General features: G+C 58.3%; 27 protein-coding genes and 1 pseudogene. 16 read left to right on the forward strand and 12 right to left on the reverse strand.

Annotated elements, in window-relative coordinates; translation table 11 throughout:
* Window positions 1-230: 230 nt before the first annotated feature.
* Both pnuC and IC37_RS14375 read left to right on the forward strand, forming a co-directional pair.
* On the forward strand, window positions 231-794 hold the full coding sequence (gene pnuC / locus IC37_RS14370; RefSeq protein ID WP_030130298.1) for a nicotinamide riboside transporter PnuC: 564 nt from the start codon (window positions 231-233) through the stop codon (window positions 792-794).
* Window positions 791-1315 (forward strand): AAA family ATPase, encoded by a 525-nt coding sequence (locus IC37_RS14375; RefSeq protein ID WP_030130299.1) that lies wholly within the window; start codon window positions 791-793, stop codon window positions 1313-1315. Before pnuC ends, IC37_RS14375 begins: the two co-directional genes overlap by 4 nt.
* A 79-nt stretch (window positions 1316-1394) precedes the next feature.
* On the opposite strand, the gene IC37_RS29985 is transcribed toward IC37_RS14375, so the two are convergent.
* A complete protein-coding gene (locus IC37_RS29985; protein WP_158225663.1) occupies window positions 1395-1535 on the reverse strand; it encodes a hypothetical protein in 141 nt (46 codons plus the stop codon).
* Window positions 1536-1813: 278 nt separating this feature from the next.
* Between IC37_RS29985 and IC37_RS14380 the strand changes: the two genes are divergently transcribed.
* The 6 genes from IC37_RS14380 to IC37_RS14405 all read left to right on the forward strand — a co-directional run bounded on the left by IC37_RS14380 (window position 1814) and on the right by IC37_RS14405 (window position 7041).
* Window positions 1814-2251: a hypothetical protein gene (locus tag IC37_RS14380; RefSeq protein WP_030130300.1), complete on the forward strand. Its 438-nt coding sequence runs from the start codon at window positions 1814-1816 to the stop codon at window positions 2249-2251.
* 1 nt (window position 2252) lies between these two features.
* Window positions 2253-2825: a hypothetical protein gene (locus IC37_RS14385; protein WP_030130301.1), complete on the forward strand. Its 573-nt coding sequence runs from the start codon at window positions 2253-2255 to the stop codon at window positions 2823-2825.
* Window positions 2826-2876: 51 nt separating this feature from the next.
* Complete coding sequence (locus IC37_RS14390; protein ID WP_030130302.1) at window positions 2877-4196, forward strand: hypothetical protein; 1320 nt, start codon at window positions 2877-2879, stop codon at window positions 4194-4196.
* A 62-nt stretch (window positions 4197-4258) separates the two neighbouring features.
* Entirely contained in the window at window positions 4259-4939 is a 681-nt protein-coding gene (locus IC37_RS14395) for a C39 family peptidase (protein WP_030130303.1), read from the forward strand.
* 32 nt (window positions 4940-4971) lie between these two features.
* Entirely contained in the window at window positions 4972-5712 is a 741-nt protein-coding gene (locus IC37_RS14400) for a hypothetical protein (protein ID WP_030130304.1), read from the forward strand.
* Between the two features lie 48 nt (window positions 5713-5760).
* Window positions 5761-7041 (forward strand): hypothetical protein, encoded by a 1281-nt coding sequence (locus IC37_RS14405; protein WP_030130305.1) that lies wholly within the window; start codon window positions 5761-5763, stop codon window positions 7039-7041.
* Window positions 7042-7288: 247 nt separating this feature from the next.
* Here IC37_RS14405 and IC37_RS14415 read toward each other — a convergent pair whose 3' ends face one another.
* On the reverse strand, window positions 7289-8614 hold the full coding sequence (locus tag IC37_RS14415) for a sigma-54 dependent transcriptional regulator (RefSeq protein ID WP_030130306.1): 1326 nt from the start codon (window positions 8612-8614) through the stop codon (window positions 7289-7291).
* 343 nt (window positions 8615-8957) lie between these two features.
* Here IC37_RS14415 and IC37_RS14420 point away from each other — a divergent pair, with 343 nt between their 5' ends.
* The 3 genes from IC37_RS14420 (at window position 8958) to nhaB (ending at window position 12379) form a co-directional block, all read left to right on the forward strand.
* Window positions 8958-9224 carry a hypothetical protein gene (locus IC37_RS14420; protein WP_030130307.1) on the forward strand — a complete coding sequence of 89 codons (267 nt, stop codon included), beginning with the start codon at window positions 8958-8960 and terminating at the stop codon, window positions 9222-9224.
* Window positions 9225-9508: 284 nt separating this feature from the next.
* On the forward strand, window positions 9509-10798 hold the full coding sequence (locus IC37_RS14425) for a hypothetical protein (protein WP_030130308.1): 1290 nt from the start codon (window positions 9509-9511) through the stop codon (window positions 10796-10798).
* A gap of 78 nt (window positions 10799-10876) precedes the next feature.
* A complete protein-coding gene (gene nhaB, locus IC37_RS14430) occupies window positions 10877-12379 on the forward strand; it encodes a sodium/proton antiporter NhaB (RefSeq protein WP_030130309.1) in 1503 nt (500 codons plus the stop codon).
* 30 nt (window positions 12380-12409) lie between these two features.
* Here the strand turns inward: nhaB and IC37_RS14435 are convergent, their stop codons facing one another.
* Genes IC37_RS14435 through gnd form a run of 3 tightly spaced genes read right to left on the reverse strand, consistent with a single transcriptional unit; the run spans window position 12410 to window position 15728 of the window.
* Window positions 12410-13231 carry a Cof-type HAD-IIB family hydrolase gene (locus IC37_RS14435; RefSeq protein WP_030130310.1) on the reverse strand — a complete coding sequence of 274 codons (822 nt, stop codon included), beginning with the start codon at window positions 13229-13231 and terminating at the stop codon, window positions 12410-12412.
* Entirely contained in the window at window positions 13228-14751 is a 1524-nt protein-coding gene (gene zwf / locus IC37_RS14440) for a glucose-6-phosphate dehydrogenase (RefSeq protein ID WP_030130311.1), read from the reverse strand. Before zwf ends, IC37_RS14435 begins: the two co-directional genes overlap by 4 nt.
* Window positions 14748-15728, reverse strand: a complete 981-nt coding sequence (gene gnd / locus IC37_RS14445) for a phosphogluconate dehydrogenase (NAD(+)-dependent, decarboxylating) (RefSeq protein ID WP_030130312.1) — start codon at window positions 15726-15728, stop codon at window positions 14748-14750. The genes zwf and gnd overlap by 4 nt, the downstream gene beginning before the upstream one ends.
* A gap of 272 nt (window positions 15729-16000) precedes the next feature.
* Between gnd and IC37_RS14450 the strand changes: the two genes are divergently transcribed.
* Together IC37_RS14450 and IC37_RS14455 are read left to right on the forward strand one after the other, a co-directional pair.
* Window positions 16001-16183: a DUF6026 family protein gene (locus tag IC37_RS14450; protein WP_030130313.1), complete on the forward strand. Its 183-nt coding sequence runs from the start codon at window positions 16001-16003 to the stop codon at window positions 16181-16183.
* 189 nt (window positions 16184-16372) lie between these two features.
* Window positions 16373-18118: a phosphoethanolamine transferase CptA gene (locus tag IC37_RS14455; protein ID WP_030130314.1), complete on the forward strand. Its 1746-nt coding sequence runs from the start codon at window positions 16373-16375 to the stop codon at window positions 18116-18118.
* A gap of 179 nt (window positions 18119-18297) precedes the next feature.
* Here IC37_RS14455 and IC37_RS14460 read toward each other — a convergent pair whose 3' ends face one another.
* From IC37_RS14460 to IC37_RS14475, 4 genes are all read right to left on the reverse strand, one after another.
* Window positions 18298-18789, reverse strand: coding sequence for a GNAT family N-acetyltransferase (locus IC37_RS14460; protein ID WP_030130315.1), 492 nt, complete (start codon window positions 18787-18789; stop codon window positions 18298-18300).
* A gap of 117 nt (window positions 18790-18906) precedes the next feature.
* Window positions 18907-20025 carry a cell division protein ZapE gene (zapE, locus tag IC37_RS14465; RefSeq protein ID WP_030130316.1) on the reverse strand — a complete coding sequence of 373 codons (1119 nt, stop codon included), beginning with the start codon at window positions 20023-20025 and terminating at the stop codon, window positions 18907-18909.
* A gap of 161 nt (window positions 20026-20186) precedes the next feature.
* Window positions 20187-20528 carry a nuclear transport factor 2 family protein gene (locus IC37_RS14470; RefSeq protein ID WP_030130317.1) on the reverse strand — a complete coding sequence of 114 codons (342 nt, stop codon included), beginning with the start codon at window positions 20526-20528 and terminating at the stop codon, window positions 20187-20189.
* 52 nt (window positions 20529-20580) lie between these two features.
* Window positions 20581-21297, reverse strand: a complete 717-nt coding sequence (locus IC37_RS14475) for a YafY family protein (RefSeq protein WP_030130318.1) — start codon at window positions 21295-21297, stop codon at window positions 20581-20583.
* Between the two features lie 263 nt (window positions 21298-21560).
* Between IC37_RS14475 and IC37_RS14480 the strand changes: the two genes are divergently transcribed.
* Window positions 21561-22028, forward strand: a complete 468-nt coding sequence (locus IC37_RS14480; protein WP_030130319.1) for an LEA type 2 family protein — start codon at window positions 21561-21563, stop codon at window positions 22026-22028.
* Between the two features lie 3 nt (window positions 22029-22031).
* On the opposite strand, the gene IC37_RS14485 is transcribed toward IC37_RS14480, so the two are convergent.
* Window positions 22032-23609, reverse strand: coding sequence for an alkaline phosphatase D family protein (locus IC37_RS14485; RefSeq protein WP_030130320.1), 1578 nt, complete (start codon window positions 23607-23609; stop codon window positions 22032-22034).
* Between the two features lie 125 nt (window positions 23610-23734).
* On the opposite strand from IC37_RS14485, the pseudogene IC37_RS14490 reads away from it, so the two are divergent.
* A pseudogene (locus tag IC37_RS14490) lies at window positions 23735-23997 on the forward strand (LysR family transcriptional regulator); the annotation flags it as partial.
* A gap of 21 nt (window positions 23998-24018) precedes the next feature.
* Here the strand turns inward: IC37_RS14490 and IC37_RS14495 are convergent.
* Entirely contained in the window at window positions 24019-24270 is a 252-nt protein-coding gene (locus tag IC37_RS14495; RefSeq protein ID WP_030130322.1) for a hypothetical protein, read from the reverse strand.
* A 164-nt stretch (window positions 24271-24434) separates the two neighbouring features.
* Between IC37_RS14495 and IC37_RS14500 the strand changes: the two genes are divergently transcribed.
* Complete coding sequence (locus tag IC37_RS14500) at window positions 24435-24752, forward strand: YqjD family protein (RefSeq protein ID WP_030130323.1); 318 nt, start codon at window positions 24435-24437, stop codon at window positions 24750-24752.
* A gap of 133 nt (window positions 24753-24885) precedes the next feature.
* Here the strand turns inward: IC37_RS14500 and IC37_RS14505 are convergent, their stop codons facing one another.
* Window positions 24886-25926: an Ldh family oxidoreductase gene (locus IC37_RS14505; protein WP_030130324.1), complete on the reverse strand. Its 1041-nt coding sequence runs from the start codon at window positions 25924-25926 to the stop codon at window positions 24886-24888.
* Window positions 25927-26091: the final 165 nt, after the last annotated feature.

Raw genomic sequence — 26091 nt, forward strand, 5'->3', positions numbered from 1 at the left:
CTCCGTCCCAGCATCCCCGCTGTCCCCTGTGGGAGCGGGCTTGCTCGCGAAAGCGGTGTATCAGGCAGCATCAATATTGACTGTGCCGCCGCCTTCGCGAGCAAGCCCGCTCCCACAGGGATTGCGTTTGACTGACTGGCATTGGCAAGCCCCATTCCCCACAACAAGCCCATTCCCCACAATCCGGGTACAATTCGCCCCCCTCATTTTTACGACACCAAGGAACCTCCATGTCCGGGCTTGAACTGTTTGCCGCCGCCCTCGGCGTGATTGCCGTCTGGTTGACGGTCAAACAGAACCCTTGGTGCTGGCCAATCGGCCTGGTCATGGTGCTGCTGTATAGCTGGATTTTTTTTGAGGTGAAGCTGTATTCGGACATGCTGCTGCAAGTGATCTACGCCGGTTTGCAGATCTACGGCTGGTGGCAGTGGACGCAGGGGAGTGCGACTCATGGCAAGCGGCATGTCAGCTTGCTCGATGGCAAATCCATCGCGCTCGGGCTGGCCGTCGGCGCAGTCGGCAGTGTGTTGCTGGGCGCCGCGATGGCCCACTGGACCGATGCTGCGCAGCCTTGGCTCGATGCGGCACTGACCGGCTTCAGTTTGGTGGCGCAGTTATGGATGGCGCAAAAACGTCTGCAATGCTGGCCGCTGTGGATCGCGCTGGACATCATCTTCGTTGGCCTCTTCGTTTATAAAGCGATGTACCTCACCGCCGGCCTCTACGGTTTATTCGCACTGCTGGCTGTGCACGGCTGGCGGACATGGCGCACCGATCCGGCGTTGCGCACATGAAGGTGCTGGTGCTCACGGGGCCTGAATCCAGTGGCAAGAGCTGGCTGGCCGCCGAACTGCAACAGCAATTCGGCGGTGTTCTGGTGGGCGAGTACGTGCGCTGGTTCATTGAGCAGAAGGCGCGCGATACGTGCCCCGCCGATATTCCCGACATCGCCCGCGGTCAGCTGCAATGGGAGGATGATGCCCGCGCCCTGGGGCCGCCGTTGCTGATTCTCGACACTCACTTGCTGAGCAACATGCTCTGGAGCCAAACCCTGTTTGGCGATTGCCCGGCCTGGCTCGAGCAGGCGCTGCTGGCTCGGCACTATGACTTGCACTTGCTGCTGTCGCCCGAACAGGTCGACTGGACGGATGACGGTCAGCGTTGTCAGCCCGAACTGGATGAACGCCGGGCTTTTTTCAACGCGACTCAGGCATGGCTGGAGCAGCATCGACAGCCGGTTCAAGTGCTTCAGGGCGATTGGGCCGAACGCCGGCTTCAGGCATTGCAAGCCGTCACGTTACTGCTCGGGCGCTGATCTTCCCTATTTGGGCCAACACCCAAATCCCTGTGGGAGCGGCGGTGCGGCGATCCGACTTGCCCGCGATAGCGGTGTATCAGGCAAAATCAATGTTGACTGTGCCGCCGCCTTCGCGGGCAAGCCCGCTTGCGTTGATCTGACGGGCACTGGTCAAATACCCCAGCATTTGTTGCAGTATTTTTGCAAAATGCGTCCGTTTCTGAAACACGCTTCTCATCTGGAACAGCCTGTATCAACGCTGGTCATCGTCCAGTCATACGATCTGTTAAAACGCTGATACATCCCACATAAGCCCTTGGATCCAGAGTGTTTGCGATCCCTTATCACATTACCGCCCCGGCGGTCGTCTCAAGCCTGAAACACCTCACTCCATCGATCCACTTACCTTGATCGATAACCTTCTGAATCAAAACAACTATCAAGATCCGGCACAGTTTTCGCTCCCCTCTTCCCAAGGCTGACTAGCCAGCCCACAACAAAGAAGGAATTGCCGCCGTGGGGTCATTTGATAAAAGCATCTATTGCCTCTTGCTGATCGGATGCGCGCTGGGCTCAAGTGTCAGCCTGCCCGTACAGGCTGACAACGGCATCATTATTATCAAACGTGATGTCCAACCGCGCATGGCAACGCGTGCGCCGGTGATGCCCGACCCTAGCCCCACGACCGCCAATGCCAACCCGTCCAAACAAGTCCTCAGGCAAACGAACGAATTGAGCGACGGCGACTTTGCCAGCGTCGCCAGTGGTGCAGGCATCTCCCGCCTGGTCACTCAAAACACCAACAACCTGAGCGGCAATATCACCAACCAGACCCAGCTTTCCAACCTCCCCGCTGGACGTTCGGGGAATTCGGGCAACGGTATTGCCAACATGGTCAATTCAAACGTCCAGCAAGGCCTGGGTGCTCTGAGAGTCGTAACGGGGGACCGTTAAGATGAATCGTACGCTGCTGATGCTCGCCATGTTTTGCAGTGCATCGACCTTTGCTCAACCTCCCGTCATCAATAATGCCGAAATCGACGCCTCGGGCATGCAGTACCAGGGCAACCTCACCGTCAACCAGGCTGCCGGCGATCTGCAGCAACAGGCCAACGCCCGGGCCATCGCCGTTGGCCATGGCGCCAGCGCGACCACGCAGATTCGCCAACGGCTGCGGACGGAGGTCAACCCCAGCATCGATGCTCGATCCAGCATTCAAGGCGACTCCTTCAGCCACGGCAACGGCGTACTGGGCGTCAACCAGAGCGCGGGCGCCAGCAACCAGCAAGCCAACGCACTGCGTATCAGCATCAGTGCCCAGCCGCAAAGTATCGACGACAGCGTCCTCATGCAGCAGAACGTGGCGCTGATCAACAACTCCGATCCAACTGACTCTGCACCAGGCAATCGCCAGGTCGCTACCAGCGATCAGGCCTTCACCGGTAGCCGTGGGGTGATCCAGTTGAATCAGAGCTCCGGGGTGGGAAACCGAACGGCCAACACCCTGAGCGTACGGGTCTCGGATTGACCCAAACAGGTAGAAACAACACTTAACCTAAAATAAGTACGGAGAATCACCATGAAACCTTCGATGGCACTAAAGCCTCTGGTTTTCGCAATTGCTGCGGTCATGGCTGTAGCTGTACAAGCTGGACAGAACGATCGGCATCGCCCCCCTCCTCCAACAAAGATCCCTGTCTACGCGACTGCGGATGCGTGGGATAACCAAAGCAGTACCGACAACCGCATCCGTAACGAAGGGACGATCAACGAAGCTGAAATGAACAGCTCTGCCACAGGCGCCAGCGGCAACGTCGGCGTCAACGTGGCTGCAGGTAGCGGCAACCAACAAGACAACGCGTCCGCCATCGCAAATGCTGCCTCAAACTCCAGTCAGGACAACAGCTTCGTGTTCGGCACTGCAACAGCCACCGCCGACGTCACGCAATACAGCGACAATAACAGGGTCAACAACTTCGGCAGCACAGCCTCTGCCGTGATGAACGGATCGGGTAATGGCGGCAGCGGTAACATGGGTATCAACATTGCTGGTGGCGACCTTAACCAACAGAAAAATACCATGGCCATTGCCAACACCAATGCCCCGCTCGGTAACGCCACAGCCACCGCCTCTGCCGATCAACAAGGGCCTGGCCTGGTAGTGAATAACAACGCCGATCGGACAACCCGCCTGGATACGATAACCGTTACCACAACGGCCAGCGGTAGCTTCTCTCGCGATAAGTCTTCCGATTTGAGCATTGATAAAAGCGCTTCTTCGAGCTTTGATGTGAGTGGTTCCAGGAGTTCTGATGCGAGTGGTTTCAGGAGCTCTGATGTGAGTGGTTCCAGGAGCTCTGATGCGAGCGGTTCCAGGAGTTCGGATAGCAGCTCTAGTCGCAGTGCGTCTTTGAACGTTGATGTGGACGCTTCCGCGAATGCCACCAGGACCGTTACCTGGAATAATGGCAATGGCGATCGCACCCGCACCAGGACTGTCGACGCATCGCTTGACGCATCGATCGATGCAAATTTCGACGCATCGCGCGAAAGATCGAGCGATTCTTCGTTCGAAAGATCGAGGGATTCCTCGTTCGAAAGATCGTTCGATAAATCGTGGGCGAGATCGTCCGACTCCTCGTTCGAAAAATCGGGCAGTAAAGAGTCCGAATCTTCGTACGACAAATCGAAAACTTTCAGTGAAAGCAGTTCTTTCGATTTGAGCAACACCTATTCCTATCAAGTGCTGACTCCAACTGGCTGGGCAAACCCTGTGACCAACACTGCAACCCTGAACGGTTCGGTGAATGGTGGCAGTGGCAACCTGGGCGTCAACGTGGCTGCCGGTGTGGGTAACCAACAAAGCAACTCGCTGGCCATTTCCAACAACTCGTTCTAATGGCTGTCTCTTGAGGCCCCCTTACGGGGGCCTTTTTCAACACAACCAGAAGGCGTCCCACCATGCGTATTATCGCCTTGGCATTTTTGCTCTACGTGGCCAGTGTGAGCGAGGCGGCCCAAATGCCGCTTTCCGTCCTGCCGGGCGGCGCGGTGGTGTATAAGCCGATCCAGAGCATGCGCGAGCGTAAATTTGCCGACCTGGTGCAACAGAAAACCGACTTCAGTTGCGGCGCAGCTGCGCTGGCGACCATATTGCGCCAAGCCTATTGGCTGGACGTGAATGAAGAACAGATCATCGAAGGCATGCTGGCACACTCCGATCAAGATCTTGTCCGCGTCCAGGGCTTTTCCATGCTCGACATGAAGCGCTACGTGGAAAGTATCGGCATGCGGGCCCGAGGATATCGGGTAGCGCCGCAAACGTTGGACGAAATCAGAATTCCGGTTGTGGTGCTCCTGGATATCCGTGGCTACAAACATTTTGTGGTCATGCAAAGAGTCCATGAGGGCTGGGTCTATATCGGAGATCCGGTCCTCGGTCATAAACGCTACAAAGTCGACGACTTTGTAAAAGGCTGGAACGGCATCATCTTTGCCATCATCGGTCAGGGCTATGACAAAACCAATGCGTTGCTCGACCCACCCATGCCACTGACCGCCAAGAACCGCATCAACACCTTCAGCCCGGTGCGAGACGCAGAGTTGATGGATTTCGGATTCATCCGAAGCGACTTCTTCTAATGACAAGGAGCACGACGCTCCGGGAGCATCCAATGAAGACTCCAATCTGGCTAGCCGTGGTTTGCCTGACCGCCAGCCTGCCGACCCAGGCACAGACGTTCAAACCCATTGAACTGAAGGATCAGGAATTGGCAACCCTGCGAGGCCGCTATGTCATGCCGGGACGGATCATCAGTTTCGGCATTGTCATGACCAGCACTTGGCAAAATGCCAACGGTGAAATGATCGGGGCAACTTCCTCGATGCAAATTCAACAATCGACCATCAAGCCCCAGTTCTATGTGTCAATTATCAACGAAAAAGGTAATGGCTCAGCGCATTCGCAAGGCACCGGTACCGTCACTGGCGGTAGCGGCCTCAACAGCACCGAAGGCGTCACTCAAGTCGTGCGTGCTGCCGGCGACCATAACACTGCCTACAACAACGTTGAAATCAACGTCACAAAGGCTAGCCAAGCGCCAGCAACGCAACAGCAGGGCCAGGCGTTGGCCGCAGGCTCGACGTTGGCCAGCGCCAATGGCGCGGGTTCGTTGAGCGTTTCCTCGACCGGTACGGGTGTGCAATTCAACATTGTGGCCAGCAACAACCAAGGCAGTACCGTACAACGCCTGGCCCAGGGTGGGCTGATGCAGAACACGACTTTGCTCGGCGGTGACAACCAGGTCAGCAACCTCACGTCCTTCAATGTCGTGCTGCGTGACAACGTGTCGACAGCCGGGTCGCTGAACGGCAACCTGGACCAACTCAAAGGTCTTCGCACTCAAGGATTCTGATCTACGCTCAGTCTCATCAGACGTAGTCAGGAAAGGGACGGCTAACCCATGCACCGATCGTTGACGTTCAGAGCTATCGTTTGTTTGAGTAGCCTGGCCCCGGCCACACTGCTGTACGCAGCAACGGACCCCCAGGTCGAAGCACTAAAACAAGAACTCATGGAGTTGAAACAGCGTTACGAAGCACAACAGAACGCGCTGATGGTACTCGAGCAACGCGTTCGCCAAGTCGAAGAAACACCTGCGACACCGGCTCCCAAACGCCTGACCAAATCCCCCGCCGAAACGCCCAGGAGTGGCCAGACGGTGGCTGCCGGTGCGCCGGGAACCACAGGCAGCTCATACGGCCAATCGCTCAAGGATGATTCGGCGCCTGCGCAAAGCGTTTCCAACCTGTATGACGAAGCCAGCGGCTTCTTCGGTGGCGGCAAGTTCAGCGTCGAAACCGGCCTGACCTACACGCACTACGATACCCGTGCATTGGTACTCAACGGCTTCCTGGCACTGGACGCGATTTTCCTCGGTAACATCAACCTCGACCGTATCAAGGCGGATAACTGGACCCTGGACCTGACCGCCCGCTACAACACGGGACAACGTTGGCAGTTCGACATTAACGTCCCGGTGGTTTATCGCGAATCAACGTATTCCTCCGGTGGCGCCGGTGGCGCAGGCCCGGTGACGTCGGACGCAACCGTTACTCGCGACCCGACCATCGGCGATGTGAACTTTGGCGTTGCTTACAAGTTTCTGGATGAGGCGGCCAATCTGCCCGACGCGGTCTTTACACTGCGCGTCAAGGCGCCGACCGGTAAAGACCCTTATGGCATCAAGCTGGTCAATGACCCGAACAACGATAACCTCTCGGTACCCGAGGACTTGCCTACCGGCAATGGTGTCTGGTCGATCACCCCGGGTATCTCGCTGGTCAAGAGCTTCGACCCGGCCGTGCTGTTCGGCAGCCTGGCCTACACCTACAACATGGAAGACTCTTTCAGCGACATCAGCCCTCAGGTCAACTCCAAGGTGTCCGGGGACGTGAAACTGGGCGATTCCTGGCAGATCGGCGCCGGCATTGCATTCGCCTTGAACGAGAAGATGAGTATGTCGTTCTCGTTCACCGATCAGTTCGCTCGCAAGAGCAAGATCAAGCCGGACGGTGGCGACTGGCAATCGATTTCCAACAGCGATTACAACTCGGCCAACTTCAACATCGGCATGACCCTGGCAGCAACCGATAACCTGACGATCGTGCCCAACCTGGCCATCGGCCTGACCGACGACTCGCCAGACTTTTCCTTCAGCCTGAAATTCCCTTACTACTTTTAAGCACACATTTACTGAGTTCAGCGTAAATACCTGTGGGAGCGGGCTTGCTCGCGAAGACGGCGGCACAGTCAACATTGATGTTGCTTGATATACCGCTTTCGCGAGCAAGCCCGCTCCCACAGGTTCCGCGGTTTGACTGACTGGCATTAGGGCAAGCCCGCTCCCACAAGGAGTCTGTAGTGCCTGGTTAAAATGGAAAAGGCCCGCTGCGATGGAGGTCGCAGCGGGCCTTTTCGTTTCACCCGCCCTAGCGGATCTGGTGCTTATGCAGCAATCGGTAAAAGGTCGGCCGCGACACACCCAATACTCGAGCGGCGACGCTCAGGTTGTCGCTGTGCCGGTTCAACACATCGCACAACGCCTGACGTTCGGCGCGGGTCTTGTAGTCTTCAAGGGTGCCCATCGGCGTGGCGAAGCCGTGTTGACTGATCAGCCCCAGGTCTCGCGCCTCGATCTGCCGTCCTTCGGCAAGAACCAGCCCACGCCGTACCCGATTGGCTAACTCGCGGACATTGCCCGGCCAGTCGTGCTTGCCCATGGCGATCAGCGCGTCCTCGCTGAAGCTGCGAGGGCGACGGCCGGTTTCATGGCTGTAGAAGTGGGAAAAATGGTTGGCCAGCATCGAGAGATCGCCATGGCGTTCACGCAATGGCACGGTGATGACCTGCAATACGTTCAAACGGTAATACAGATCTTCACGAAAGCCTTTCTTCTCGATGGCCGCTTCAAGGTCGACGTTAGTCGCGGCCAATACCCGCACATCCACCGGAATAGGCTGATGCCCCCCTACACGCTCAATGTGTTTTTCCTGCAGGAAGCGCAGCAGATTGGCTTGCAGCTCCAGAGGTAGATCACCGATTTCATCGAGAAACAGCGTTCCACCGTTGGCCGCCTCGATCCGCCCGACCTTGCGCTGATGAGCGCCGGTGAAGGCCCCCTTTTCGTGGCCAAACAGTTCGGACTGGATCAAGTGTTCGGGAATCGCACCGCAGTTGATCGCCACGAACGGTTTGCTATGACGCTGGGATTGTCGGTGCAGGGTGCGGGCGACCAATTCCTTACCGGTCCCGCTTTCGCCGCGGATCAGCACGGGAGATTCGGTGGGTGCCAGTTTGCTCAGCAGTTTGCGCAGTTCGCGAATGGGTTTGCTGTCACCGAGCAGTTCGTGTTCAGGCTGATCGATATGAACCGTGCCCTGGCCGCGCAGGCGCGCCATGCCGAACGCGCGGCCCAGGGTAACCTGAACCCGTGAGACATCGAACGGCAGGGTATGGAAGTCAAAAAACCATTCGCAAACGAAGTCCCCGACATTTTGCAATCGCAAAACTTCTTGATTCAGCACTGCAATCCACTCAGTACCGCTATGGGTGATCAGCTCCTTGACGGCTTCCGGGCGCTCCAGATGAAAGGGCTGCAAACGCAACAGGCCGACATCGCAGGTTCGTTCGGTGGCGTTTTCCAGGGTACAGCTGTCAACATCCCAACCCACGGCGCGTAAACCCGGCAACAAACGGTGGCAGTCGTCGCAAGGATCCACTACTAACAGACGTCGTAAGGCAGGCGCTTCAATCATGACTGTTCCTTGACGCCAAATTTTAGGAAATATTATTAAAAACAGTCATTTGGCGGGCTTCGTTGTAACACTAGCAAAATTTTGACGCGGGCTTGTATCGATTGCTTATAGAGCAGTTTGCTTATTAGTTATAAGAGGTCACTTGATTAGTTTCCTAACGAGTTGAACCTTTCAACAAGCTTTCAGAAGCGACCCGAATATCGAATCAATGGAAGAAAGTTGAAATTTTTTTTGATTGTGTGTGACCCAACCCCCACTTGCGGGCATCAGTACAAGTAACCAGCCGAACGGTAAGCCCAACCGACGGCATATCACTTGTTTGGGCATACAGAGAGAAGATCCCATGAACGCCCCGCTCCGTATCAACGAAGCACTTTTGATTGCCGACCGCGCATTCCAACCCTTTCAATGCGTGGCCTGGGCACCACAAGACGGTAACGGCGAGCTCAGCCTGACCATCATCGATCGCACTAACACGCGCATCAGCCGCAAACAAATCCCCAGCAGCGCCTATTCCGATCCAGAGCAACTCGAACACTTGCTGGAAGAAGCCCGTGCCGAGTTGAGCCAGGAAGGTTACAAACTGCAATCGTGGTCCATGCCGCACTAAGCGTTTTCGCGGATTACCTCCCGGTAATCCGCGCCCCCTCCTCCTTTTAGTTGACGATTTTCTACCGTCAGCTGCGCGACACCAATCACCTGTTTTAACTTCTAACCCGCCAGATTACTTGGCAGGCTTGGCAGTGGTACGAAAAGACATTGTTCTGGCACAAAACGCCCCACCTCCAGCTCATGAAGACAGTTGTGCGCCGGGTCATTCAGGGATTGAATGTTCTGCTCAGGCGTCACCATCCGGGAACCCGGATTAAGGACGACTGGCAAGGAGATGGATGCATGTCACCCCAGACTGCTTTTGCCTTACCTGCAACCGTGAATGGCGCCGAACGGCTCGATACGAGTTTCGCTGGCACCGGCAAGACTCAAGTGTATTTCGCCGGCAGTCTCTCCAGCATGGCCAATGACATTGCGATTGACCACGTCGGCCGGTTGTTGGTGGCCGCAAAGGTCGGTACGCCGGGCGGCCAGCGTTTTGGCCTGGCTCGCCTGCTTGCAGATGGTTCGGCGGATCTGGCATTCGGCAAACAAGGCAGCATCAGCGGGCAGTTCGTACACGGCTTCGAGGCCATGGCTGGCAAGGTACGGGTGTTGGCCGACGGGCACATTCTGGTGGCCGGCCTGCACTACGAAAATGCTCACCGTACGTTGCCCGCCCTGGCGATGTTTGATCAGCAAGGCTTCCCTGCCCAGGGTTTTGGCGACAATGGACGCTGCGTGGTGCGCCTGCCGGGTGATCTTTCCCAGGGTGCTCGTGACGCCTGGTTGCCGCACGGCGTGCCGGGCGCCGAAGCCTGTGATGTCTGTGTGCAGGACGACGGTCGAATCCTGCTGCTGGCCAATCATTACTTCGAACCGACCGATCACGTCGGCATGCTGATACGACTCAACGCCGACGGTTCACTGGACAGCAGCTTCAATGGTCGCGGCTTCGTCATGGTCCGGCACTTGTTGATGAACACCTGGCTCAGCAGTCTGAAGGTGCAACGCGATGGCCGGATCCTGGTGAGTGGATCAATCAATTTTCCCGAGGAAGGTCTACTGGCACGTTATCACCCGGATGGACGACTGGACGACAGCTTCGCCATGGATGGTTTCATGACCTTCAAGGCACGGGAGTACAGCGCTCAGATCTGCCAGATCGTTCAGCATGAAAATGGTGACTTGCATTGCTTTGGCAGCAGTCGCGACCCGATGCACTGCCTGTCTCTGAAAGTTCACAGTAATGGCCGACCCGATACTCATTGCAACGGTGGCCAGCCAAAGTTATTTGGAGCCGGCCGTAAGGGCTGCCACTGGACCGCCGCCGAAGCTCAGCCGGACGGGCGTGTGCTGACGGTCGGAGCGACGGATGGCGGGGGTGAAGCCGATTTCATTCTCGCCCGGTATTTACCCAGTGGGCAGCTGGATCGCAGTTTTGGCAAGGGCATAGGCTGGTGTCGTACACGCCTGAGTCGCGGTTCGCATACCGCGACTTCATTGGCCATACAGGCCGACGGCTGCATTGTCATAGGCGGCTATTCACTGGAGGGAAACTGCCGCGCGGTCGTCGCGCGTTATCAGTGTTAGGCCAGCGTCATTTTCCTGCACTTGATCTTCCCTCCTTCTTACGGCAAGTTGCGCGCTTCTTAATACAAGGAGTAGCCGATGTCCGGTTCAATGGCCCAGGCCTTCGCGCATAACTTTCTCGGGCACTCACCCCGCTGGTACAAGGCGAGCATTGTCGGTTTTCTGATTCTCAATGCCCTGGTGTTGTGGACGGTCGGGCCGGTGGCGGCCGGCTGGCTATTGGTGCTGGAGTTCATTTTCACCCTGGCCATGGCGCTCAAGTGTTACCCGTTGATGCCCGGCGGCTTGCTGCTGATCGAAGCACTGCTGCTGAAAATGACCACGCCCCAGGCACTCTATGATGAGCTGGTGCATAACTTCCCGGTGATCCTGCTGCTGATGTTTATGGTGGCGGGCATCTATTTCATGAAAGACCTGCTGCTGTTTCTGTTCTCGCGCCTGCTGCTGGGGGTTCGCTCCAAGGCGCTACTGGCATTGATGTTCTGTTTCTTGTCCGCGTTTCTGTCGGCATTTCTCGATGCGTTGACCGTGACTGCGGTGATTATCAGTGCGGCGGTGGGTTTCTATTCGGTGTATCACCGTGTCGCCTCGGGCGGCGATCCGCGTCAGGACAGCGAAATCAGCGATGACCGGCACTTGCCCACGCTCCATCATGCCGACCTCGAACAGTTCCGCGCCTTCCTGCGCAGCCTGCTGATGCACGGTGCCGTCGGTACGGCGTTGGGCGGTGTGTGCACGCTGGTCGGCGAGCCGCAGAACCTGCTGATCGGCCATGAGATGGGCTGGCACTTCGCCGAGTTCTTTCTGAAGACCGCCCCGGTGTCGTTGCCGGTATTGGCAGCCGGTCTGGTGACCTGCGTACTGCTGGAGAAACTGCGCTGGTTCGGCTATGGCACGCTGCTGCCGGACAACGTGCGTGCGGTGCTGGCCAACTACGCCGCCGAAGACAACGCCGCACGCACTGCACGTCAGCGCGCGGCGTTGCTGGTGCAAGGGGCGGCGGCGCTGATTCTGATTGCCGGGCTGGCGTTTCACGTCGCCGAAGTCGGCCTGATCGGTTTGATGGTGATCGTGCTGATCACCGCATTCACCGGCATCACCGATGAACACCGCATCGGCAACGCCTTCAGGGATGCCATGCCGTTCACGGCGCTGCTGGTAGTGTTTTTCGCAGTGGTGGCGGTGATTCACGATCAGAAATTATTCGCCCCGGTGCTTCATTGGGTGCTGGCCCTTCCGGTAGATCAACAGCCGGGCATGTTGTTTATTGCCAATGGCTTGCTGTCGGCCATTAGCGACAATGTGTTCGTGGCGACCATTTACATCACCGAAGTGAAACAGGCGTTCCTCTCCGGCCACATGAGCCGTGAACAGTTTGAAACCCTGGCGATTGCGATCAATACCGGCACCAACCTGCCGAGCGTAGCGACTCCCAATGGTCAGGCGGCATTCCTGTTCCTGCTGACCTCGGCGATTGCACCGCTGATTCGCCTGTCGTACGGGCGGATGGTGTGGATGGCACTGCCTTACACCGTGGTGATGGGCGTGTTGGGCTGGTATGCGGTGAGTTACTGGCTATAACACCGCCGCTCCCACATTGGGTTTGTGTTGTTATCGCGGGAGGATGTATTGCTCGATCGCCTGGGCCGCGCCGTCTTCGGTATTGGCCCCGGTCACCACGTCGGCCTGACGCTTCACCGCCTCTTCCGCCTGCCCCATGGCGATCGACAAGCCGGCCCGGTGAAACATCGCCGGGTCATTGCCGCCGTCACCGAGGGCGGCGGTCTGTGCCAGCGGCACGCCGAGAAACTCGGCCAGTGTCGCCAATGCCTCGCCCTTGTTCGCCAGCATCGCAGTCACGTCCAGATAGATCGGTTGCGAGCGCGAAACCTGCGCCTGCCCTTCGACCTTGGGCAGCAACTGCGCTTCCAGTTCGATCAACAATTGGGCGTTGTTGCTGGCCGCGACGATTTTGTCGATGCGTGCCAGGTAAGGCTCAAAACTCTCGACCACCACCGGCGGATAACCCAGGCCGTGCTGCTCTCGCGGGACCATCGGGCCATATGCATCTTTCAGCAGCCAGTCGCCACCACTGAACACCCAGACTTCAATGTCCGGCTGATCGGCAAACAGCGTCAGAGCAGTCAGGGCTGCCGTGGCCGGCAAATAATGCGCAACCAGCAAACTGCCGTCCGGGTTGACGATCGTGCCGCCATTGAAGGCCGCCGTCGGCAGATCGACACCCAGGGCTTCGATCTGCTGCAACATGGCTTTGGGCGGACGCCCGGTGGCCAGGCTGAACAGCACGCCGGCCTCGCGCAAGGCGCGGACTGCCTCGATCGTGCGCTGACTGAGGCTGTGATCAGGGAGCAGTAACGTGCCGTCCATGTCACTGAGCAGAAAACGGATGGGCTGTTGCGTTACGTCACTCATCCGACGCTGTGCCAAACACGACCATCGCGAGTCAGCAGCTCGTCAGCGGTCTGAGGCCCGTCTTCGCCGGCCGCGTAGTTCTCCAGCGTCGCGTCCTGCTGCCAGGCGTCGAGGAATGGCTGCACGGCGCGCCAGCCGTTCTCGATGTTATCGGCGCGCTGGAACAGCGTCTGATCGCCGGTCAGGCAGTCGTAGATCAGGGTTTCATAGCCGGTCGATGGCTGCATCTCGAAGAAATCCTTGTAGGCGAAACCCAACTCGATATTGGCCATGTTCAACGCCGGCCCCGGCCGCTTGGCCAACAAGTCGAACCACATGCCTTCGTTGGGTTGAATCTGGATCCGCAGATAAGTCGGCTGCAACTCATCGACCTCGGTATCGCGGAACTGCGCATAGGGCGCCGGTTTGAAGCAAATGACAATCTCGGTATCGCGCGCGCTCATGCGCTTGCCGGTGCGCAGGTAGAACGGCACGCCGACCCAGCGCCAGTTGTCGATCATGACTTTGAGCGCGACGTAGGTTTCGGTCGTGCTGTCGGGCGCCACGTTGGCTTCCTGGCGATAACCGGGCAGCGGCTCGCCATTGATCTCGCCGGCGGTGTATTGGCCGCGCACCGAGTTGGCTCGCGCTTCCTCGGTCGACCAGGGGCGGATCGCACCGACGACTTTGGCTTTTTCGCCGCGTACCGCATCGGCGCCAAAAGCGGCCGGTGGTTCCATGGCCACCATCGCCAATAACTGGAACAGGTGATTGGGCACCATGTCCCGCAGGGCGCCGGTGACCTCATAAAAACTGCCACGGGTTTCCACGCCGACGGTTTCGGCGGCGGTGATTTGCACGTGATCGATGTAGTGGTTGTTCCAGAAGGCTTCGAACAGGCTGTTGGAGAACCGGCTGACCAGAATGTTCTGCACGGTTTCCTTGCCCAGATAATGATCGATCCGGTAGATCTGCTTTTCCGTCATCACTTTGAGCAAGCACGCGTTCAAGGCTTCGGCGGTATGCAGGTCGGAGCCGAAAGGCTTTTCGATCACCACCCTTCTGAACGCTTCAGGGGTTTCCTGGAGCAATCCGGCAGCGCCGAGACGCCGCACCACGTCGCTGAAAAAGCGCGGCGCGGTGGCCAGGTAGAAAATCGCATTGCCAGTGCCGCTGGTGGCAATTTTCGCCGCCAGCGCTTCGTAAGTGCGTTCGTCGAGGAAGTCGCCCTGGACGTAGCTGATGTGTTTCGCCAGTTTGGCCCACAACGCCGGATCAAGGGCTTGATCGCCCTTGCCGACCTTGGTCGCCACTTCCGCCCGAATGAAATCTTCGAGTTTTTTGGCGAAGGCTTCGTCACTGATGGCGTTGTGATCAACGCCGATGATCCGCAGTCCATTCCCCAGCAAACCGTCGCGACTCAGGTTGTACAGCGCCGGCATCAGCAGGCGCTTGACCAGATCACCATGGGCACCGAACAAAAACAGCGTGGTAGGCGGTGCGGGTTCTGCCTTGGATTTCCTGCGGATCACATGGGTCATTTTTTCGGGGTCTCCACATGGCCGCCGAAGCCGAAGCGCTGGGCCGAGAGAATCTTGTCGCCAAAGGTGCCTTGCCCGCGCGAACGGTAGCGCGAGAACAGCGAGTTCGACAGCACCGGAACCGGCACCGATTGCTCCATGGCGGCTTCGATGGTCCAGCGACCTTCACCGCTGTCAGCCACTTCACCTGCGTAGCCGTCGAGTTTCGGGTCGCTGGCCAGCGCATCGGCGGTCAGGTCGAGCAGCCAGGACGACACCACGCTACCACGACGCCAGACTTCGGCGATGTCGGCAACGTTCAGGTCAAAGCGCTGATCTTCCGGCAGGTTGGTGCTGGCCTTGGTCTTGAGGATGTCGAAGCCTTCGGCGAAGGCCTGCATCATTCCGTATTCGATGCCGTTGTGGATCATCTTCACGAAATGCCCGGCACCGGCGGGGCCTGCGTGGATGTAACCGCGCTCGGCGCGATCGTCATCGGACTTGCGGTCCTTGGTGCGCGGGATGTCGCCCAGGCCCGGGGCCAGGGTTTCGAACAGCGGGTCGAGACGCTTAACGGTCTCGGCATCGCCGCCAATCATCATGCAGTAACCACGCTCCAGACCCCAGACGCCGCCGGAGGTGCCGACGTCGATGTAGTGCAGGCCTTTTTCCGACAAGGTTTTGGCCCGGCGGATGTCGTCTTTATAGAAGGTGTTGCCACCGTCGATGATGGTATCGCCAGCGTCAAGCAAGGTGCTCAGGGTGTCGATGGTGTCTTCGGTCGGTGCGCCGGCGGGCAGCATGACCCATACCGCGCGTGGTTTGGTCAGGCCAGCGACCAGGGCTGGCAAGTCGGCAACACCGGTGGCGCCTTCTTCAACCAGGGTGTCGACAAAGGCGATATTGCGGTCGTAAACAACGGTGGTATGTCCGTTGAGCATCAGGCGCCGCGCAATATTGCCGCCCATGCGGCCCAGTCCAATAATCCCGAGTTGCATGTACTGATGCTCCCAACTACAAATAAAGTGTGTCAAAGGTTATAGCCCAACGCGACTAACGAAGGTTAGTCCAGAGCGCTGGCACATAGTTTACGGGCATTGTGCCCGATCCAGACTGATAACGTCGCGAATCGTGCCGAAGACACAACGACCATGAAAAATAAAAAAGTTCCCTTCAGGGGCAAAAGAAACCAAAATTGGCGCCGATAGTAAGTGAGCACCTGATCCAGGGAGCGAACTTACAGTTGAGACAGCCATTTGCGAGGTGAGCAATGGGCACCGTACACACAGCACTGCCAGCACAAACCCTTTACGTCACGATCCGTCGCGATGAACTGCGCCAGTTGAAAGACGAGCGCGACCAGCTGAAACGGGAAGTCGCGCAATTGCGCCTGCTGACCCAAGGTAATCAGGCTCAGCCCTTGCCTGTCACCCAACGTGTTCCCCACGCCTGACCCCCTCGTTTGAATCGGAAACAGCCGCTGCTGTTTCCGACTCGCTGCAACCCTGCCCGCTGCGGCAACTCACAAAGTTTTCACACCTGTTTGTTGATACTCCGGCTCATTGTGGCCGCCCGGTATCCGAGCGGCGTTCGTTCGTCTGCGACAGGGACGGTCGAAGTGATTATCAGGCTGGAGTGTTGAATGGCTTTGTTTAGACGCAGCAAAACGTCTGCGAAAGGTTTTGATTGGGCAGGGTTTCTCTGGTTATTTCTGTTCTTCTGGTATTTTTCGGGCATCACCCAACTGCTGATTCAACTGACGGGCACCTCCGGTTTTGCCGGGTTCCGCCAGGCCTTTGTGATGAGCGCTATCTGGCTTGCGCCGATGCTGCTGTTCCCTAGGCAAACACGTGTGATGGCCGCGCTGATCGGCGTGGTGCTGTGGGCCTGTTCGATGGCGAGCCTCGGTTATTTCTTTATCTATCAGCAGGAATTTTCCCAGAGCGTCATCTTCATCATGTTCGAATCGAACGTGTCTGAAGCCGGCGAGTACATGACCCAGTATTTTGCCTGGTGGATGGTGCTGGCGTTCCTCGCCCATACCGCATTCGCGTTTTTCCTTTGGACCCGCTTGCGTCCGGTGTACCTGCCACGTGGTCAGGCGCTGGTCGCGGCAACGGCGATACTGCTGGCCGTGGTCGGTTACCCGCTGATCAAGCACACCCTGCGCACCGGCAGTCTGGCGAGTGGCTTCGAGAAATTCGAAACCCGTATCGAGCCCGCAGTGCCGTGGCAGATGGCCGTGGCCTATCACCGTTACCTCAATACCCTGGCCGGCATGCAAGATATGCTCGATAGCGCCAGCAAAATCCCACCCCTCAAGAACCTCACCGATTCGATGGCCAATCAGCCAGCGACCCTGGTACTGGTGATCGGCGAGTCCACCAATCGTCAGCGCATGAGCCTGTACGGCTACCCTCGGGAAACCACCCCGGAACTGGACAAGCTCAAAGACCAACTGGCAGTTTTCGATAACGTCATTACGCCGCGCCCCTACACCATCGAAGCATTGCAGCAGGTACTGACGTTCGCCGACGAAGAAAACCCGGACCTCTACCTGTCGACGCCGTCGCTGGTCAGCATGATGAAACAGGCGGGTTACAAGACCTTCTGGATCACCAACCAGCAGACCATGACCAAGCGCAACACCATGCTCACGACGTTCTCCCAGCAGGCCGACGAGCAGGTGTACCTGAACAACAACCGCAACCAGAACGCCGCCCAGTACGATGGCGATGTGATCGAACCGTTTAACAAGGCCCTGGCTGATGCGGCGCCACGCAAGCTGATCGTTGTGCATCTGCTCGGCACGCACATGAGCTACCAGTACCGCTATCCGCCGACGTTCAACAAGTTCACCGATCGCAAAGGTGTTCCGGACGGCGTGCGTGATGATCAGGTGCCGACGTACAACAGCTATGACAACGCAGTGCTGTACAACGACTTCGTGGTGTCGAGCCTGATCAAGGACTACGCCAAGGCTGATCCGAACGGCTTCCTGCTGTACCTCTCCGACCATGGCGAAGACGTTTTCGACTCCGCTGGCCATAAAACCCTGGGCCGCAACGAGAGTAAACCGACGGCACCGATGTACACCATTCCGTTCATGGCTTGGGCTTCGCCGAAATGGCGCGAAACCCATGACTGGAGTTTTGCCGGCGATCTGAGCCGGCCGTACAGCAGTTCGCAGCTGATTCACACCTGGGCGGATCTGGCAGGCCTGAGCTTCGATGAACTGGACCGCAGCAAAAGCCTGGTCAGCGACAGCTTCAAGTCTCGACCGTTGATGATCGGCGACCCTTATGGACGCGAGCAGCGGCCGTTGATCGACTTCAGCCTGATGAAACCCAAGGGCGCGCCTGTCACTCCGGCAGTCGTTCAGCAGTAGTTTTGGCGCGGATCCTGTGGGAGCGGGCTTTTGTGGCGAGAGAGCTCGCTCCCGCTCGGTTGCGAAGCAGTCGTAAACCCTTTACATGCGGTTTAACTTTGAAATGCCGGGGTCGCTGCGCGACCCAACGGGAGCAAGCTCCCTCGCCACAACAAGCCCGCCCCCACATGGATTGTGAATTAAAGCGCCTTGGTCCAGAACAGCATCCGCCCGTGCGCCGGATCGAACATGCCTGGCGAAAATCCGAATTTTCCATAGGACGCCTGAGCCACTGCATTACCTTCCAGTACTTCCAGGGTGATTTTGCAGCAACCACGCTGGCGTGCGATGTCCTCGACTTTGTGCAGCATCTTCTGACTCAGCCCCAACCCGCGAAACTTTGACACCACCGCCACATCATGCACGTTGACCACAGGCCGGCAGGCGAAGGTCGAAAAACCTTCAAAGCAGTTGACCAGCCCTGCCGGCTCGCCGCCGACAAACGCCAGTACGCTGAAGGCATGGGGACGTTTGGCCAGTTCCCCCGGCAGTTGTTGCAACACATCGACGGGTAACGGATGACCGACGCCCATCGGGTCTTCGGCGTAGTGGTTCAACACCAGAGCAATCGCCTCGGCGTGCACCGGGTTCGTGTAGCTGGCTTGAAGCACAAGAATTTCTGCGGATTCCATTTCCACCCTCGATCACACATAAAGTTACCCCAGCCCGCCTCTTGCGCACTGAAAGGTCCAGCGACCTTATCGCGAGCGTCAGGGTGTCGACAACCGATTCCGTTGCGCCCCCCAACATCAAGCCTCGGCGAACCGTTTTAGCTGCATTTCCTGTAAGCGGCTGAGGGTGCGGCGAAATGGAAACTCCAGATAGCCCTCGGTGTATAGCGCCTCCATCGGCACCTGTGCTTCGAGGTACAGCGGCACCTTGCGGTCATAGCATTCGTCCACCAGAGCGATGAACCGGCGCACGCCGTCGTCATGCACCGACAACTGCGGCAACTGCCGATCCCCCGCCACCACCCGCTCGACGCCGTCTTCAGTGCCGCGGGCGATGCGCCCTTCGCGTTTTTGCGCGCTGAGATTGGGCACGTCGCTCAACAGAATAGCGCTGAAGGTGTCGCACAGCGCCATGAAGTCCATGGCGGCAAATGGCTGCTCGCAGAGCTCGGCATAACGGCACCAGAGCACGGTTTGACTGGCCTGCATGACATTGACCGAACGGTAGCCGATCTTGACCGGATCGCCGGACAGCGACTGGGCGGCGGTCAAGGCCTTGAACATTTCGCCCAGAGCACCGGGCTGACCCGGTACGTTCACCCAATAACGCTGCAGGCCGGCGCCAGGGTGCAGGCGATGATCCTCCCCGCCGTCCACCGCAATCACTTGCATGTGCTGCTTGATCGCGGTAATGGCCGGCACGAAGCGGTCACGGTTGAAGCCATCCGCGTACAGCTGATCCGGCGGCTGGTTGGAGGTGCAGACCACCACCACGCCCTGCTCGAACATCACCTGAAACAAGCGCCCGAGAATGATCGCGTCACCGATGTCGTTGACGAACAATTCATCGAAACACAGCACGCGCACTTCCTGGCTCAGTTCGCGGGCCAGCGCCTTCAACGGGTCGGCGGTGCCGGTCAATTGAAACGAGCGCTGATGCACCCAGCCCATGAAATGATGAAAGTGCTGACGCCGGGCCGGGACGCGCAGATTTTGGTAGAACTGATCCATCAACCAGGTCTTGCCCCGCCCGACCGGACCCCAGAGGTACACACCGGTGATCGGCGCGTGGTCTTCATGCAAGGCATCGTGGCATTTTTGCAGCGCCCACACGGCATGTTCCTGGGCTTCGTCCTGGACGAAGCCCTTCTGTTCGATGGCGTGTTGCCAGGCGCTTAAGGGAGAGTCGACATTCATGCGCGGCAGTATACGTCTCTGTTACAGCTAGCGAAGTGCAATCCATGTGGGAGCGGGCTTGCTCGCGAAGGCGTCGGATCAGCCAGCATCAATGTTGAATGACACACCGCTTTCGCGAGCAAGCCCGCTCCCACAGGTTCCGCGTCGCTACACAGTACGGATTACAGCGAGATATCCAGCCTGGCAATCTTGCCCTGTTCATTGAGGCGGAACATGTAGCGCAGTTCCAGCGGGCTGCCGGGAAACGTGCCGGAGATCAGGTTATGAACCAACACTTTGCCGGTGCGCAGCTGAACGTCAAGCACCTCGACCCGTGGCTGATAACGTTGGGCGGTGTCTTGCATCCATTGGGCGATGGCTTGCGTGCCGACCTGATGCTGCCCCTCATCGAACACGTTGGCATCCTCAGCGAAAAAACTGGCAACCCTCGACGTATCGCGGGCATTGGCAGCGGCAATGTAGGCGGCGATGGCGGGGGCCAGTGAAGAGGCTGGACTGGACATGTTTACGGCTCCTTGTGAGTAGATTCTGGAGCCATGCTAAAACAAGCCTGTGTCAGTTTTTGTCAGGAGTGAAACGCCCTGCTTCGTCGAGCTGCATCTGCTTGCGCCAGGTGCGCAACAGGTCGCTGCGCCGCCCTGGATAGCGTTCGCCCTGCGCACTGGCGGCGGATAGCCGGTCGGTGCGGAACGTGCGATAAGCGCTGCGCAATTCACACCAGGCAACGATGATCCGCACTTCATTGAGGAAACCCAGAGCCAACGGCCAGATCAGCCGCTGACTGGGCACCTGATTGGCATCGGCGTAATCGATGTGCAGCTTGGCCTGATCGCGGATGGCTTGGCGAAACACGTTCAAAGGCACGGCATTTTGCGGATAGCCATAACCCGGCGGGCCCGGCAGCACCGTCGGGTTGCGCAAGGCCTCTTGGGCCGCCGGATCGAGTACCGCGGCGATTTTTGCCAGGGCATCGGCCGCGGCTTTGCCCAAGACCTCATCGCCACGCTGATCCACGTAGCGCAAGCCGAGCACGATGGCTTCGGTTTCATCGGCATTGAGCATCAAGGGAGGCAGAAACAGACCGCTGCGCAATACATAGCCAATCCCCGCCTCGCCAAAGATCGGCGCGCCGAGCGCGGTGAGTTCCGCGATGTCGCGGTACAGCGTGCGTTCGGAAATCTCCAGTTCGCTGGCCAATGTCGCGGCAGTCACCGGACGACTTTTGCCCCGCAGCACTTGTAACAAAGTCAATAGACGGCTGGTTCGCGACACGGTCGACAGGCTCTTTCCTGAAAAGTTGTCGGAGCTTAGCAGAGGCTGCTGTCAGAAATTGGCAGGAGTCATTCGCCAATCTGAAAAGCTTCGCGGGCAACAGCCTCGCTCCTGCAGGATTGTGGCGATCCCTGTAGGAGCGAGCGGTGCGGCGATCCGACTTGCCCGCGAAGGCGTCATAACAGACTGCGAAATATCTTCGAATCACTGTCAGCGCGTTGTGCGCTATCGTGCTGAATAACTTCCTGTTCGAGAGCCTGTCCATGCGCAGATTGTTTGTCCTGTTCCTCCTGCTGCTCTCCCTAAGCGCCTGCGCCCTGTTCCCTCATCGCGACCCGCTGAACATCAACGTGGTCGGTATCGAGCCGCTGCCAAGCCAGGAACTGGAAGTGCGCTTTGCGGTAAAGCTGCGCGTGCAAAACCCCAATGAAACGGCGATCGACTACAACGGCGTGGCCCTGGACCTGGAGGTGAACGGTCAATCCCTCGCCTCCGGTGTCAGCGACCAATCGGGCTCGATTCCGCGTTTTTCCGAAGCAGTCATCGTGGTGCCGGTGAGCGTTTCGGCCTTCTCGGTGCTGCGTCAGACCCTCGGGCTGGGTCAGCTGCAGACACTGAACAATCTGCCGTACGTGCTTCGGGGAAAATTGGCCAGCGGCGTGTTCGGCACGATGCGTTTCGTTGATCGCGGCAAGCTCAGCCTGCCGGGGCCGACCACCGGCACGTGGTAATGCTCACGGCTCGGCCCGTGGTTTAACGGGATCGATCACCTGGGTCACGCAATGTTTGAGACCTTCTACGTGCCAGTTGGCCCATAGCCGACTTCTGCCGGTGCTGTCTTCATCCGGCTCTATCGCCAGCCAGTTTCGAGCGGCGATCAGGTAACGCCCCCGTGCACCGATGGGCAACATGGTTCCGGTGATGGCGTAGTCGATCTGTTCCTGATGCTTGCCAATGGACTCCAGAAACTGCACCGCCAACACCGGCGGTGAAGGATGCACGACCCCGGTCGAAATCAATTGGTAGATCAATCCTGAACCATCGTTGCGATGCCGGGACAACGTCGATTCGATCACGCAAGCCCCTGCCACATGAACATCACCGGACACCAGCGTGACCTTGCAGGATTCGGCGTGGGCGAAATCCAGCAGCCGCATGATCAACCGCTTGCGTTCGTCTCGATGGGGCAGGCTTCGCCAATGGTCGCGCAAATCGTCCTCGAGCTCCTGTTGCCCCGAGATCAGGTCCAGTGCCATTTCGGCCGCCTGCAAATCCAGGTAACCCACGGGAATACTCGACATCAGCAGCAAGTGCTTATGCCCCTTGACCTTGCCCAGCCACGCATAAATCGCATCCCAACTGACGGGCGAAATGATCCGGGTTTGCCGAGCCGGCGGAGTCGTCAAATCCGGCGCACGTTCGCTGCGCAGGTCGGGAACCAGCAATGCCAATTCACCCAGGCCGGTAAACCCCAGGTGAAAGCCGTCAGCGGTGTCGGGAATCGCACAGGGATGAGTATCAGCGGACGGTTTGAGGTGCGGATGAGTCTGGATCAGTTGCTGCTGGAAAATCCTGAAATAACGTTTGGCCGTGGCAAACAGTCCCTGAAACACCGGGCTTGAATGCAATATCTCATCATAGGAACCCCAGCCATCGACGATGTCATGGTCATCCCACATCATCACGGTCGGAACAGCGCTGAGCAGCTTCGCGACCTCGGGTTGTTTCCAGTGCTCCAGGTAGAGTCTGGCGAAGAACTTGTCCAGATCGGCTTCGATCACCTTGCTGTAGACCGCCTTTCGACGGTCGGCGAAGGGTTTGGCAAACCATGTTTTCATCGACGACACACTGCTGCGCATCTCGTCGCTATAAACCTGATCGCCCCCCATCAACAACAGATGATAGGGCTTGCTTTGATGAGCCCCCCACATGTGCTCCCAACGCTCGTTGTTCCGGTCCACCTTCTCCATGTCCTTGGGGTCCGAGAAACCGTTGCACGACACATAGGCCAAGCGCGGCGACTGGCCCTCGGCCGGAACGACGAAGTTGGCCTGCGCGCCCTCTATCTTGATCGTGTAAGTGCTGGCAACAGCCTGGTCTTGCAGCGCTTTGAAATCGATGCGCCAGACGCGGAACTGAGGATTGAGCAACGGGATATCGGCGGTGGCCAACGGTTTGCCGGCAGTGACACCGCCGGGTACTTTTACGCTGGGTGATGTCGCGCCCAAGGGTAAAACCACTAGAGCAGATACGTTATAGACATTACTGTTGATGCCACGAAATTGCAGAATCGGGCCGAGTAACAAACTCATGGACAGTCCATCCGTTGACAGGGGTGTGAACGCCTAGAGACTAGACGACAATCACGCCCCCAACGGCAATGCTGTTCACTGAAGCGCACTCATCAGTCATGCCTACCTTTGTGGCGAGCGAGCCGGCGTTGGGGCTGAGTCGGCGGGTATGCGCGTCGACCACGCACTTTGCCGCGTTGCCGTATCTGCTCAAGGGCAGTCAGGCGGTGGCGACTATCCAGCTCATGCGGCTCGAAGTATCGCCGCGCTCAGCGGACTGGCGCTGCTGCCCTGCCCTTTGGCGCTGCCACGCTATCCGATCGAGCTGGGCTGGCGCACCAGTGCGCAGCTCGATCCGGTGGTATTGAAAGTGCGTGAAGCCATTGTCGCGATCTTTTCCCACTCGTAGGGAATAGTGTCTGGCAGAAGTTTACTTAGCGGCCATCAGCCGATTGACTTCACTGCGCACCATGTTCGCAAATTCCGGGGGCGACATGCCGTCGAGTTCGGAGCGGACCCACTCGGCCCATTTGCCTTTGCGCTTGGCACGCTCACCGAACAATCGGGCGGCTTCGCCCTTGGCTTTGCCCAGGTTGTTTTGCCAGAGTTCGAACAGACGGGATTTTTCATCTTCAAGCGCCGCGCGCTCGGCAAGGGATTTGTCGGCCAGATTGAAGCTCATGGGAATTTCCTGCTGCGTAAAATAGGCGACATCTTACACTGTAGGAAGAAATGTCCTGCCCTGGATTTTCCTCAGGGTGAAGTCGCCAGACAAAATGGCTGCAACTTTTGCCATGGCGCCAGACTCCATTGTTCACCGCCCATTCACCTGCAAGGAGTACTTCAATGGCCCGTAAAATCATCGATCAAGTCGCCGAGGATCAAATCAAGGATCAGGTCTTCAGCGAACTTCAGGCCCTGATCGAAGAGTCGGAAAAACTGCTGAAGAGCAGTGCTTCACTGGTCGGTGAGGAAGCGGACACCCTTCGTGGGCAAATCGCCCAGAAGCTCCAGCAGGCGCAGGGTTCAGTCTCCAGTATGCGTGACCGGACCAGGCCCGCGGTCGAGGCCAGCGAAATCTACATCGGTGGTCATCCTTGGCAAACCGTGGCGATATCCGCAGGATTCGGTCTGGTGGTGGGGCTGTTGCTGGGCCGGCGTTAAGTCATTGAGCGTCTATGCGGAACCTGTGGGAGCGGGCTTGCTCGCGAAAGCGGTGTGTCAGGCGACATCAATGTTGACTGTACCGCCGCCTTCGCGAGCAAGCCCGCTCCCACATTAGGTATTGCGTTTGATCTCAGAGCCCCGCCAGTTCCCGCAGGCTTGCCAGCGTCTGAGCATCCAGTGCAATGCCGTCAACTTTGGCTTTGGCGCGCTGCTGATGACGCCGATCACCCGGTAACCGCTTGAGCCCCACACCATGCATCTGCCGGACCAGTTCCTGACTGCGCTCGGCAAAATTCTGCCCCGCCGATTTGCTCGGGTCGATCACGATCAGCAGTTGACCGGTCCAGGGTGTTTTCGCCCCCGGATGGTTCGACCAGTCGAACTCGAAAGAAAAATTGCCTCCGGTCAACGCCGCCGCCAACAACTCCACCATCATCGACAGCGCCGAGCCCTTGTGCCCGCCAAACGGCAACAAGGCGCCGCCCTCAAGGATCGCTTTCGGATCCTGGGTCGGCTGACCGAGGCTGTCCACACCCATGCCCGCCGGCAAACGCTCGCCTTTACGCGCAGCGATCTGTACATCGCCATGGGCGATGGCGCTGGTCGCCAGGTCGAAGACGATCGGATCACCGTTGGCGCGAGGGGCGGCGAAGGCAATCGGGTTGGTCCCGAACAGCGGCCGATCGGCACCGTGCGGCACCACGCAAGTCATGCTGTTGACCACGCTCAGTGCCACCAGGCCTTCATCGGCAAACGGCTCGACGTCTGGCCACAACGCGGCGAAATGGTGGGAATTACGGATAGCCAGCACCGCAATGCCTGCGCTGCGGGCTTTCTCGACCAGCAATGACCGCGCCGCCGCAAGAGCCGGTTGGGCAAAACCATTGGCGGCGTCGACCCGGACAAACCCCGAAGCCACATCCTCGACCACCGGCACAGCCTGACCATTGACCCAGCCGCTCTGCAGCGTCGACACATAACCGGGAATGCGAAAAACACCGTGACTGTGAGCCCCGTCGCGCTCGGCGCCGGCGCAGTTGAGGGCCAGGGTTCTGGCGACAGCGGCTGAGGTGCCGTGGCGCAGGAAGATCTGCTCGAGCAACGCCGTCAGCGCTTCGAAGGGCAAGTTTTGCGAAACCGCAGTAGACACATGATCGTGTGGTGCAGACATCTGAAGCTCCAGTTTTATTATTAGGTACGGGCAACAGGTCAAACAAAGTTGCAGGGCAACCGGAAAACAATCCTCGATTAAGCGCTGTTTTACCGGCCTCCTGTCAAGCCTTCAGCGCAGTTTCAGGATCAAGCAATATGTACCGCACTCAGGCCTTTCATTCGT

This window comes from Pseudomonas sp. QTF5 (assembly GCF_000512695.2).
Lineage (GTDB): Bacteria > Pseudomonadota > Gammaproteobacteria > Pseudomonadales > Pseudomonadaceae > Aquipseudomonas.

Excerpts from the sequence above, each read along its gene's own strand:
- IC37_RS14390 (WP_030130302.1), top strand. The coding sequence starts at position 2,877 with ATGAAACCTTCGATGGCACTAAAGCCTCTGGTTTTCGCAATTGCTGCG.
- IC37_RS14470 (WP_030130317.1), bottom strand. The coding sequence starts at position 20,528 with ATGTCCAGTCCAGCCTCTTCACTGGCCCCCGCCATCGCCGCCTACATT.
- IC37_RS14395 (WP_030130303.1), top strand. The coding sequence starts at position 4,259 with ATGCGTATTATCGCCTTGGCATTTTTGCTCTACGTGGCCAGTGTGAGC.
- IC37_RS14485 (WP_030130320.1), bottom strand. The coding sequence starts at position 23,609 with ATGAGTTTGTTACTCGGCCCGATTCTGCAATTTCGTGGCATCAACAGT.
- IC37_RS14495 (WP_030130322.1), bottom strand. The coding sequence starts at position 24,270 with ATGAGCTTCAATCTGGCCGACAAATCCCTTGCCGAGCGCGCGGCGCTT.
- IC37_RS14455 (WP_030130314.1), top strand. The coding sequence starts at position 16,373 with ATGGCTTTGTTTAGACGCAGCAAAACGTCTGCGAAAGGTTTTGATTGG.
- IC37_RS14460 (WP_030130315.1), bottom strand. The coding sequence starts at position 18,789 with ATGGAATCCGCAGAAATTCTTGTGCTTCAAGCCAGCTACACGAACCCG.
- zapE (WP_030130316.1), bottom strand. The coding sequence starts at position 20,025 with ATGAATGTCGACTCTCCCTTAAGCGCCTGGCAACACGCCATCGAACAG.
- IC37_RS14415 (WP_030130306.1), bottom strand. The coding sequence starts at position 8,614 with ATGATTGAAGCGCCTGCCTTACGACGTCTGTTAGTAGTGGATCCTTGC.
- IC37_RS14450 (WP_030130313.1), top strand. The coding sequence starts at position 16,001 with ATGGGCACCGTACACACAGCACTGCCAGCACAAACCCTTTACGTCACG.
- IC37_RS29985 (WP_158225663.1), bottom strand. The coding sequence starts at position 1,535 with ATGAGAAGCGTGTTTCAGAAACGGACGCATTTTGCAAAAATACTGCAA.
- IC37_RS14385 (WP_030130301.1), top strand. The coding sequence starts at position 2,253 with ATGAATCGTACGCTGCTGATGCTCGCCATGTTTTGCAGTGCATCGACC.
- IC37_RS14500 (WP_030130323.1), top strand. The coding sequence starts at position 24,435 with ATGGCCCGTAAAATCATCGATCAAGTCGCCGAGGATCAAATCAAGGAT.
- IC37_RS14375 (WP_030130299.1), top strand. The coding sequence starts at position 791 with ATGAAGGTGCTGGTGCTCACGGGGCCTGAATCCAGTGGCAAGAGCTGG.
- nhaB (WP_030130309.1), top strand. The coding sequence starts at position 10,877 with ATGTCCGGTTCAATGGCCCAGGCCTTCGCGCATAACTTTCTCGGGCAC.
- pnuC (WP_030130298.1), top strand. The coding sequence starts at position 231 with ATGTCCGGGCTTGAACTGTTTGCCGCCGCCCTCGGCGTGATTGCCGTC.
- IC37_RS14400 (WP_030130304.1), top strand. The coding sequence starts at position 4,972 with ATGAAGACTCCAATCTGGCTAGCCGTGGTTTGCCTGACCGCCAGCCTG.
- IC37_RS14480 (WP_030130319.1), top strand. The coding sequence starts at position 21,561 with ATGCGCAGATTGTTTGTCCTGTTCCTCCTGCTGCTCTCCCTAAGCGCC.
- IC37_RS14425 (WP_030130308.1), top strand. The coding sequence starts at position 9,509 with ATGTCACCCCAGACTGCTTTTGCCTTACCTGCAACCGTGAATGGCGCC.
- IC37_RS14435 (WP_030130310.1), bottom strand. The coding sequence starts at position 13,231 with ATGAGTGACGTAACGCAACAGCCCATCCGTTTTCTGCTCAGTGACATG.
- IC37_RS14420 (WP_030130307.1), top strand. The coding sequence starts at position 8,958 with ATGAACGCCCCGCTCCGTATCAACGAAGCACTTTTGATTGCCGACCGC.
- IC37_RS14505 (WP_030130324.1), bottom strand. The coding sequence starts at position 25,926 with ATGTCTGCACCACACGATCATGTGTCTACTGCGGTTTCGCAAAACTTG.
- IC37_RS14405 (WP_030130305.1), top strand. The coding sequence starts at position 5,761 with ATGCACCGATCGTTGACGTTCAGAGCTATCGTTTGTTTGAGTAGCCTG.
- zwf (WP_030130311.1), bottom strand. The coding sequence starts at position 14,751 with ATGACCCATGTGATCCGCAGGAAATCCAAGGCAGAACCCGCACCGCCT.
- gnd (WP_030130312.1), bottom strand. The coding sequence starts at position 15,728 with ATGCAACTCGGGATTATTGGACTGGGCCGCATGGGCGGCAATATTGCG.